This is a genomic window from Gemmatimonas sp. (genome assembly GCF_044345575.1).
Classification (GTDB): domain Bacteria; phylum Gemmatimonadota; class Gemmatimonadetes; order Gemmatimonadales; family Gemmatimonadaceae; genus Gemmatimonas.
In genome coordinates this window covers 1-8,149 of record NZ_JBIJAW010000146.1, presented here as the reverse complement: position 1 = coordinate 8,149, position 8,149 = coordinate 1, and the positions used below count along the sequence as shown (strand labels likewise).

Annotated in this window: 4 protein-coding genes and 1 pseudogene; all 5 read left to right on the top strand. The window is 64.6% G+C overall.

What is annotated here, in order from left to right:
* A partial coding sequence (gene dnaE, locus ACIQ6O_RS09860) for a DNA polymerase III subunit alpha (RefSeq protein WP_396207618.1) occupies window positions 1–2,417 on the top strand: 2,417 nt, incomplete at its 5' end.
* Between the two features lie 30 nt (window positions 2,418–2,447).
* Complete coding sequence (locus ACIQ6O_RS09855; RefSeq protein ID WP_396207617.1) at window positions 2,448–3,416, top strand: acetyl-CoA carboxylase carboxyltransferase subunit alpha; 969 nt, start codon at window positions 2,448–2,450, stop codon at window positions 3,414–3,416.
* An 11-nt stretch (window positions 3,417–3,427) separates the two neighbouring features.
* A complete protein-coding gene (locus ACIQ6O_RS09850; protein ID WP_396207616.1) occupies window positions 3,428–4,675 on the top strand; it encodes a stage 0 sporulation family protein in 1,248 nt (415 codons plus the stop codon).
* Window positions 4,676–4,950: 275 nt separating this feature from the next.
* Window positions 4,951–6,483, top strand: a complete 1,533-nt coding sequence (gene metG / locus ACIQ6O_RS09845; RefSeq protein WP_396207615.1) for a methionine--tRNA ligase — start codon at window positions 4,951–4,953, stop codon at window positions 6,481–6,483.
* Between the two features lie 332 nt (window positions 6,484–6,815).
* Window positions 6,816–8,149: pseudogene (locus tag ACIQ6O_RS09840) on the top strand (hypothetical protein); the annotation flags it as partial.

Here is an 8,149-nt window from a genome sequence, read left to right as displayed (position 1 = left end):
CCGGCTCGCTGGTGGCGTACGCCACGCGAATCACCGACGTGTGTCCGCTGGAGTTCGACCTGCTGTTCGAGCGCTTCCTGAATCCGGAGCGCGTGAGCATGCCCGACGTCGACGTGGACTTCTGCTTCGAACGTCGCGGTGAGGTCATCGAGTACGTGCGGCAGAAGTACGGCAAGGACAGCGTCGGGCAGATCGTCACGTTCGGGACGATGAAATCGCGCGCCGCCGTGAAGGACGTGGGGCGCACGCTAGGCTTCACGCCGGCCGAAACGGATGCGCTGGCGAAACTCATCCCCAACGCGCCGAACAACTCGCTCACGGTGGCCGAGGCCATCGAGCAGGTGCCGGAGGTGAAGCAGCTGTACCAGACCGACGCGCGCTACAAGCAGCTGCTCGACTTCGCCGTGAAGCTCGAAGGCCTCTCACGCCATACGGGTGTGCACGCCGCTGGCGTGGTGATTGCGCCGGGCCCGATCGACGATTTCGTGCCCATCTGCACGCAGGCCACGAAGGGGTCGGGCAGCGACGGCGACGAGCGCGTGATCGTGACGCAGTATGACATGACGGCGCTCGAGAAGGCCGGCATGCTCAAGATGGACTTCCTCGGGCTCACCACGCTCACCGTCATCACCGACACGATCAAGAATGTGAAAGATCGGCTCGGCATCGACGTGACGCTCGAGGAACGCGGCTTCACCGACGAGAAGACGTATCAGGTGCTGCGCGCCGGTCGTACCGGGGGCGTGTTCCAGTTCGAAAGTGCGCTGGCCACCGATGTGCTCAAGCGCATGCGATGCGACCGCTTCGACGACCTCGTGGCGTCGAACGCACTTCTGCGCCCGGGTCCGCTCGACGCGGGGATGCACAACGTGTACATCCGCCGCAAGCGCGGCGAAGAGCCCACGGTGTATCCGCTCCCCGAGCTCGAACCCATTCTGTCCAACACCTATGGCGTGATCACCTATCAGGAACAGGTGATGCGTATCGCGCAGGTACTGGCGGGCATTTCGCTCGCCGAAGCCGACGTGCTGCGAAAGGCCGTGGGTAAGAAAGACGCGGAGCTCATCAAGAAGGAGCTCGGCAAGTTCACCGAAAAGGCGATCGCGAAGGGGTACGACAAAAAGATCATCGAGGAGCTTGCCGGACAGATCGAAACGTTCGGCCGCTACGGCTTCAACAAGTCGCACTCGGTGGCATACTCGGTGGTCGCGTACCACACCGCCTTCCTCAAGACGCACCATCCCGCCGAGTTCATGGCGGCGCTGCTGTCGTCGAACATCGGGAAGACCGAAGAAGTCATCAAGTACATCGCCGAAGCCCGCGAGATGGGGCTGGAAGTGCTGGCGCCCGATGTGAACGAATCGGGGTGGCGCTTCACGGTGGTGGGCGACAAGCGCATCCGGTTCGGGTTGGGCGCCATCCGTAACGTGGGACGCGGTGCCATCGACTCGCTGCTGGAGGCGCGCAAGGACGGGCCGTTCACGAGCCTGTACGACCTCTGCACGCGGGTGGACCTGCGCGTGTTCAACAAGCGCGTGTTCGAAGCGCTGATCGCGGCCGGCGCCTGCGACGGCCTGGGCGGGCACCGGGCGCAGCTCATTGCGGCGCTGGACACGGCCATCAGTGAGGCCGGGCTCCAGCAGGAAGAGGCCGAAAAGGGACAGGGGTCGCTGTTCGGCGACCTGCTGGGTGGCAGCCCCGAGGAAAGCGGTCCGGCGAAGCAATCGGGGGCCCCGTCGCTCCCCAACACGGCGCCGTGGACCGAAAGCGAGCGGCTGCAGCGCGAAAAGGAGCTGCTGGGGTTCTACATTTCAGGGCACCCGCTGGAGAAATACCGAACAGAGAGCGAACTGTTCGCCACGCATACGGTATCCCAGTTGGGCAACTGGGTGCCGGAGCAGGTAACCATCGGTGTGGTGGTCACCGCCATCAAGCGGCAGATCTCGAAGAAGTCCGGGAATGAGTTTGCCCGGTTGACAGTCGAGGATTTTTCCGGATCTTCCGAAGTGTTGGTCTTTCCGGAGGCGTGGGGGGTGATTGCGGAGCGTGTCCGCCCCGACATCCCCCTCCTGCTCAAGGGCGGGTACTCCAAGAAGGACCAGGGCGTGGAGAACGCGACATTCATCGTGGATGGGGTTACGCGCTTCGAGGAAGTGCGGGCCAGCGGTGAAGTGGCCGTGGCGATCGATCTGTCCGCGGGGCTGGACTTGCCCGCGGCGATGATGGAGGATGTTCGAGCGAAGGTGGAAGCCCATGAAGGGTCCGCTCCACTTGAGCTGCGCTGGCGCGACGCGAACGGTCGCACGGTGCGGTTCCGCTCGAAGTCGCTGACGGTGACGGCGTCCCCCGCAATTCTTTCTGACCTTCGCGCGCTGCTTGGCGCCGACCGGGTGCGCCTCGTGCGCACCGGTGGCTGACGGGCAACGCGTGAACTTTCCAGGATAGTCATGGCTGCTGCCCCGGTTCTCGAGTTCGAGCGCCCCATCGTGGAGCTCGAAAAGCAGATCGAGGAGCTCAAGCGTCTCGCTGCCGATCAGTCCATCGACGTGGCGCGCGAAATCGCGCCGCTCGAACAGAAGCTCGGCGAGGTGCGCGTACAGATCTATCAGAACCTCACGCCGCTGCAGCGCGTGCAGGTGGCGCGCATGTCGCGCCGGCCGTTCACGTCGGATTACATCAAGCACGCGTTCACCGACTTCATCGAGCTGCACGGTGATCGGCTGTTCCGTGAAGACGCCGCCATCATGGCGGGGTGGGCGCGGCTGGAAGGCGAGACGGTCATGGTGATCGGTCACGAGCGTGGCCGCGACACCAAGGAGAACCTCAAGCGCAACTTCGGCATGCCCCACCCCGAGGGCTACCGCAAGGCGCTGCGGCTCATGAAACTCGCCGAGAAGTTCCAGGTGCCCGTGATCACGTTCATCGATACCCCGGGCGCATGGCCGGGACTCGGGGCGGAAGAGCGCGGCCAGAGCGAAGCGATCGCGCGTAACCTGCTCGAAATGAGCCAGCTGCAGGTACCCATTGTGGCCACGGTGATCGGTGAGGGTGGCTCAGGTGGTGCGCTCGCGCTCGGCGTCGCCGATCGGGTGCTCATGCTCGAGAATTCCGTGTATTCCACCATTTCCGTGGAAGGATGTGCGGCGATTCTCTGGAAGGACGGCAAGAGCCCGGAGATGCGCGAAAAGGCCGCCACGGCGCTGCGCATCACGGCCAACGACTTGCTCGAATTGCGCATCATCGACGAGGTGGTGAAGGAGCCCGCCGGCGGCGCCCACTCCGATCACACCACCACCGCCAAGGCGTTGCGCGATGCCCTCATCCGCAACATCGAAGAGCTGCGGCGCCTCAAGCCGGACAAGCTCGTGCGCCGTCGTCGCGAGAAGTTCCTGCGCATGGGTCAGTTCACCGAATAGCTGCGGTTGGCGTGTCGCATCTCATCGAGGTCGCATTCCGGGGCAACCGGAAGGAGTTCTTCTCGTGGGACGGTGAGACGCCGCCCGCACTTCGTGCGGGCATCATCGTCGAAGCCGATCGCGGGGAAGACTTCGGTCGCGTGCATGCTACGGGCGAACTGGCCGAAGTGCGGTGCAAGGGATGCGCACACGGTTGTGGCACCACGCCGCCGCCGCGCAAAGCCCTGCGCCTCGCCACCAAGGACGACGAACGCACCGATCGCGAGCTGGCGGCCGAGAACGAGGACGCGCGCCGCAAGGCGATGGAGCGGGTCCAGGCGAACGGCCTCGTCATGAAGCTCACCGACGCCGAGTGGCAGTGGGACCGACGCAAGCTCACGATCTTCTTCACGGCCGAAAAGCGCGTGGACTTCCGCGGGTTGGTGCGCGACCTCGCCGCACAGTTCAAGACCCGAATCGAGCTCAAGCAGATCGGTGTGCGTGATGAGGCCAAGCGCCTGGGTGGTGTGGGGCGCTGCGGCCGTGAGTACTGCTCGGCGTCGTGGCTCCCCGATCTGCGGCCGGTCAATCTCGGGGTGGCCAAGGATCAGAAGCTGTCGCTCAACCCGCAGCAGATTTCCGGCGCGTGTGGACGGCTGATGTGCTGCCTGCGGTACGAGCACGAGTTCTACGTGCAGAGCCGGCGCAAATTCCCGAAGGAAGGGAAGATTCTCGCCACCTCGCTCGGCGAGGAGAAGGTGATCGTGTGCGACATCTTCCACGAGCGGGTGACGCTGCGCACGGCGGAGGGCGACACGCGAGTGATCGCGCTGGCGGAGCTCAAGGCCGAGTTGGGAGGCATGGAGCACGGCGGGATCGCGGAGGAGCGCACGCTTGCGGCGACCGCGGCGGAGTACGCGTTGGAGACCGCGGCGGCGATGGCAGAACTCGAGCCGCAGTCGATGTCGATGCTCGATACGATGGAGTTCGAAACGTTCACGCTGGCGCAGGTGGAGTCCCACGTCGAGGCGCCGATCCAGGCACCGGCGGAGGTCGAGCCGCAGCAGACTGTCGAGGCCGAGCCGGAAGCTACGGCACCGTCGCCGGCTGGACCGGACGCATCGACAGAGAGCGCAGAGGCCCCGCGCCGGAAGCGGCGGCGTGGACGGCGCGGCGGCCGGCGCCTTCGCGCTGCCGAGGAGCGGCGGAAAGCGGGGGATGAGCCGGGTGCCGACGTGGACGATTCCGATCCGGACGACGACTCCGATTCCGCTGACTGACGGGGAAAGAGAGAAAGAGAGACGGGAGAAAGAGAGAAAGAGGGGAACTGATATTGGGAGAAAAGGAGAAAAAGCGAAAAGGAGAAAGGCCTCGCTATTGGTGAGCCAACGCGACCAACCCAGTCTCATTTTCTCCTTTTCCCCTTTTCTCCCAATATCAGTTCCCCCTTTTCCCCGATTCTCCCAAGCGGGACCGCCCGTTCCCCCTTTCTCCGAGGAGTGGCCCCTCCTGCCTGATGGAGGCTCCGCGGACCCGGGCTGGTTACATTGGGTGCATGCCGCGATTCTACCTGACGACTGCCATCGATTATGCGAATGGCGATCCGCACCTTGGTCACGCGCTCGAGAAGATCGGCGCCGATGTGATTGCCCGGTACCGTCGCCTCTGTGGGTACGAGGTGCATCTGCTCATCGGCATGGACGAGCACGGCCAGAAGGTGCAGCAGACCGCGGCGAAGGAAGGCGTGGCGCCTCAGGCCTTCACGGACGAAATCGCCGGCCGCTTCCAGGCCATGTGGGCGAGGCTGGGGGTGGGCTACGACCAGTTCATCCGCACCACCGAAGCGCACCACAAAGCCGGCGTGAAGGCCCTCATCGAGCGCATCGCGCAGCAGAACCCCGACGACTTCTACGAGCGGTCGTACCGGGGCATGTACTGCGTGGGCTGCGAAGCCTTCAAGCAGGACGCCGACATCGACGCCGACGGCAAGTGTGTGCTGCACACCACACGGGTGCTCGAGGAAGTGGAAGAGCGCAATTGGTTCTTCCGCCTGTCGAAGTATCAGGACTACCTGCGCGAGTTGCTCACCACCAATCCGTCGTTCTGCGAGCCCGAAAGCCGTCGCAACGAGATCCTTGGCCTCCTCAATCAGGGGCTCGAAGACATCTCGGCGTCGCGCTCCCGTCTCGAATGGGCAGTACCCTTCCCGCTCACGCTGTCGAACGGCGAGACGCAGGGCACGTACGTGTGGTTCGACGCGCTCCCGAATTATCTCACGGCCACCGGCTTCCCTGACGCGGGCTACGAGGCGCGCTGGCCCGCCGACCTCCACATCATCGGCAAGGACATCACGCGCTTTCACGTGGTGATCTGGCCGGCCATGCTCAAGGCGGCCGGGCTGCCGCTCCCCCGGCAGGTGTGGGCGCACGGCTTCGTCCAGCTCGGTGGCGAACGTTTCTCCAAGAGCGCAGGCGTGAAGCTCGATCTTGGCGAAGCCATCGATCGTTTCGGCGCCGACGCGTTCCGCTATGTCCTGCTCCGCGAAGTGCCCTTCGACGGCGACGGTAACTTCTCCTGGGAACGATTCGAGGAGCGCTACACCAGCGATCTGGCCAACGCGTTCGGTAATCTGGCCAGCCGTGCGATGGCAATGGTGGAGAAGTATTTCGACGGTGTCGTGCCCAGTGCGGCGCGGCCGGCCGAAGAAGAGACCGACGACGCCGATCTCGCGGCCTATCACGCCGCCATGCATGGTGAGCAGGGGTGGCTGCTGCACGACGGCCTCAGCGCCGTGTACCGCATGACGCAGCGCGCCAACGAATACACCGCGGCCACGGCGCCGTGGGCCGTCGCCAAGGACGAGACGCGCCGCGGAGAACTCGAAGTCATCCTCGCCTCGCTCATTCGCCGGATCGCGCGTCAGACCGTACTGCTCGCGCCGTTCATGCCCAACAAGACCCAACAGGTGTGGGCCCAGCTTGGCGCGCCGGGACAGGTAGCAGACCAGCGATTCGACACGCTGGGTGGGCTCGACGTGAGCGGGTGGAGGGTGCAAAAGGGTGAACCGCTCTTTCCCCGACCCGCCTGACGTGGTGTGCGGCGTGAGTCACTGGCGCTGAGCCTCGAGCGCTGTGCTCTTGCCCCGGACGGCGCATCGCGGTCACCTCGAGCCGAACGTCTCACGCCGGGCAACATCCGTCACAAATTGGCGCCAACTGTTTCTCCGGCGGCTGTTTTCGCCCGATGTGCGTCGAGTGTCGTCCTGTGAATGTTGCATCATGAATTGAAGTTCGTATTTCCTGTACGAAGCCTTCGCGCAGGAGATATCGCATGTTCGTCACGCTCGCATCGGTAGCCGCCGGTCACCCGAATCGGTCCCCTCGCCCCCCCCGCCCACGCAGGGGGTTCGCGCTGGAGATCGTGCTCCTCATGCTCGTGATGTTCTCCGTGATTGTGCTGGCGGGTCTGTCGGCTGTCTCCACGATGTCGCGCACATCGAACGCCGATTACCGCGGCGCGCGTGCGCAGTACGCGGCCGAGGGCGGTGCCGACGATGTCATGGCGCAACTCGATGCGGCGATGCAGGATGGCATCATCAATGGCGAGGACATCGCCAGCATCACGACGCCGGCGATCACCGGGTTCCGCATGCAGCAGCGCACGCGGACCTTGGGCACCCCCGTCTCGCGCACGATCAACGCCGGTCCGTTCGCCGGTCTCTATTCGCTCAATCAGCCGATCGACATCGAAGTGACGGCGCGCGACACGAGCGGGAATCGCGCGATGGCGGTGCTGTCGGTGAACGCTCAGACCATTCCGCTCTTTCAGTTCGGCGTCTTCTACGAAGGCGATCTCGAGATTCTGCCGGGTGCCCCGATGACGTTCACGGGATGGGTGCACACCAATGGCAATCTCTACCTGTCCTCGAACGACGCCCGATTCGAGAGTAACCTGACCACACCGGACAGTGTCTTCTGGCAGCGTAAGGACGCCAGCCAGCGACTGAACGGTGTGCGGATCAACAACAACGCGGGCACCGCCGTGCTGCTCGACTTCGACAGCCGGAGTCACTCGGGTCCGCTGTTCAAGACCCGCAGCGAGCAGCGTTTCAATGGCCGCCTCATGTCGGGCGCGTTCGGCGTGAAGCCGCTCAAATTGCCGCTCCCGGCGAACATGCCGGCACTAACCCTGCTCGAACCGCGTGTCGGCTCGGACAACGCGATGGTGCAGGATGTGAAAATGGCGTGGAAGGCCGACTGGTACATCACGCTGGATGCCAGTGTCTTCAGCAGCTACGCCACGGCCGACACGAACACGATGAAGGCGAACTTCTGTTCGTTCCTCACGCACGAACGCAGCGCCACGCTGGCGGTGCCGGCGTCCGTCCAGTGCAACCGCATCTTCAAGCCGGTGCGCAACGCGTTCTACGAAGGGCGCGAAGACGCGCGCCCCAGCGGGAACGCGACCGTGCGTCCGGATCTCATCGACATTCATCTCGACACGCTGCGGATCTGGGCCGATTCGGCGAGCAGCTCGCGCGCGCCGCGCATCATCTACATCAACGTCATCAACACCAACCCGGCGGATGACCGCAGCGACTTCGTGGCGGTTCGCCTGCGCCAGGGAGCGCGGTTGCCGCGCCCACGAACATCGGCCGATACCGGTGGGCTGACGATCGCGACGATCCGCCCCATGTACGTGCTCGGTGACTTCAACACGACCGTGTGGCGACCGGCGGCCATCATGGGCGATGC